Raw genomic sequence first — 1,992 nt, 5'->3', positions numbered from 1 at the left:
GAGCCCCTGGTAACGGGAAGGGGCGGGGAGGGGGAAGACCCGCCGGACGCCCCGCAGCGCCCCTCGCGCGGGATCGCGCCCACGGTCCAAGCCCCGGCCCCAGGTCCCGGGGTGGCCCAGGATCGGGCCCAGGGCCGGGCCCGGGCCCGCGCTGTGTGCCGCTCGCCTCGTGGGCGTTCAGCGCCGTGGGCCCTTGCGGCGGATCTTGATGTTCCGCATGTCCGTCACGCCGATCCGCAGGATCCGATGCGGGTAACCATGCGCGGTCAGCGCCGCGATGGCCCGCTCGGTCGCCTCCTGCTCGCCGTCATCCGGCTCCGCCGGAACCTCGCAGCGGAAGGTGAACGCCGAAAGGCCCCGGTCGCAGGTGAAGGTGCCCGCCTCGGTGAAGGCGACCTGGAGGCAGTCGACAGCATCGCGCAGCGCCTCGCGATCGTCCTCGCTCAACTCCTCGAAGGCGCCCCGGATCGTCACTCGGAACACGGTCGCTCCTCCTGTCCCTCCCGTACGGCGTAGCCGAGCATCGGCGCGCCGAGCATCTCCTCGATGGCGTCGAGGAGTTCGGTCACGGCCTTGGCGATGGCGTCGGGGCGCTCGCCCGCCGTGACGCGCCGTCCGATCTCGCCGAAGATCAGTGAGTGATAGCCGCTGATCTGGGCGGCCGCCACGCGCGGCAGCGGATCCTCCGGCGCCGCGCCGGTCTCCTCGGCGAGCACGGCGGCCAGTTCGTCGTTCATCCGGTGGCCGAGCTCTTCCAGCCGGGCCACCAGCGTGGGGGCGGCCCGCATCATCGCGAAGAACGGGCCGAAGCCCTCGGTCAGCCCCAGTGAGCGGTCGCGCCGCTCCACCTCCTCGCGCAGCCGGTCCAGCACCGCCTGGGCGGCGGACCGGCCTGGCGGGCGCTCGCGCACGATGTCGGCGAGTCGCCGCGGGGATGCCTGGTCGGGCGGCAGGACCAGATCCTCCTTGGCCGGGAAGTAGTTGTAGACGGTGTTGACGGACACCTCCGCGGCCTCGGCGACCTCGGCGACCGTGACCCGGTCGAAGCCGCGCTCCAGGAACAGGCCGGTGGCCACCTCCGCGATCCGCCGGCGCGTACGGCGCTTGTGCTTCTCCCGCAGTCCTTCGCTCATGGCCGTCAGTGTAGCCCGTTGTAAACTTGCACTTGCTTCAAAACTTTAAGTCGATTGCATATTTGGGGCGCGTTGTGTTCTGATCGGGCCATGTCCTCATCCGTCATCCGCGTCCGCGGCCTCACCCGGACGTTCTCGCTGGGCAGCGGCCCCGTGCACGCCGTCCGCGGGATCGATCTGACCGTCGGCCGCGGCGAGATCCTCGGCTTCCTGGGCCCCAACGGGGCCGGTAAGACCACGACCCTGCGCATGCTCACCACCCTGCTGCCGCCCAGCGGGGGTGAGGCCGAGATCGCCGGACGCGATCTGCTCCGCGATCCGGCGGGCGTGCGCCGGCGGATCGGCTATGTGGCCCAGTCGGGCGGCCTGGACCCCGGGTGCTCCGTACGCGAGGAGCTGGTCACCCAGGGGCGGCTGCATCTGATGTCCAAGGGCGCGGCGGCCGGGCGTGCCGAGGAACTCGCCGGTGAGCTCGGCCTGTCGGGGCTCATGGACCGCCCGGCCGCCGCCCTGTCCGGCGGTCAGCGCCGCCGGGTGGAGATCGCGCTGGGCCTGGTCAACCGGCCCGAGGTGTTGTTCCTTGACGAGCCCACGACCGGTCTGGACCCGGGAAGCCGGGCCGAGCTGTGGGAACTGGTTCGGCGCGTCCGCGCCGAGCACGGCACCACGGTCTTCCTCACCACCCACTACCTGGACGAGGCCGACGCGCTCGCCGACCGGATCGTGGTCGTGGACGTCGGTCGGATCGTCGCCGAGGGCACCTCCGCCGAGCTCAAGAGCCGTTATGCGGGGGATCCGGGCGCCAGCCTCCAGGACGCCTTCCTGGCCATCACCGGCCGGGGCACGGCCGAGCAACCCC

General features: G+C 72.0%; 3 protein-coding genes. 1 reads left to right on the top strand and 2 read right to left on the bottom strand.

Translation table 11 applies throughout. The features are described 5' to 3' along the window. Positions 1-177: 177 nt before the first annotated feature. Together GWI24_RS43740 and GWI24_RS43735 are read right to left on the bottom strand one after the other, a co-directional pair. Complete coding sequence (locus GWI24_RS43740) at positions 178-483, bottom strand: DUF6204 family protein (RefSeq protein WP_210951569.1); 306 nt, start codon at positions 481-483, stop codon at positions 178-180. Then, positions 471-1,133 (bottom strand): TetR/AcrR family transcriptional regulator, encoded by a 663-nt coding sequence (locus GWI24_RS43735; RefSeq protein WP_210951568.1) that lies wholly within the window; start codon positions 1,131-1,133, stop codon positions 471-473. The genes GWI24_RS43740 and GWI24_RS43735 overlap by 13 nt, the downstream gene beginning before the upstream one ends. Before the next feature lie 90 nt (positions 1,134-1,223). Here GWI24_RS43735 and GWI24_RS43730 point away from each other — a divergent pair. Next, on the top strand, positions 1,224-1,992 hold a 769-nt coding region (locus tag GWI24_RS43730; protein WP_210951567.1), incomplete at its 3' end, for an ABC transporter ATP-binding protein.

Source organism: Streptomyces sp. MK37H (genome assembly GCF_018035285.1).
In the GTDB taxonomy this organism is placed as follows: Bacteria; Actinomycetota; Actinomycetes; order Streptomycetales; family Streptomycetaceae; genus Streptomyces; species Streptomyces endocoffeicus.
The sequence above is the reverse complement of the archived record's forward strand: the minus strand, read 5'-3'. Positions and strand labels throughout refer to the sequence as shown.

Excerpts from the sequence above, each read along its gene's own strand:
- GWI24_RS43735 (WP_210951568.1), bottom strand. The coding sequence starts at position 1,133 with ATGAGCGAAGGACTGCGGGAGAAGCACAAGCGCCGTACGCGCCGGCGG.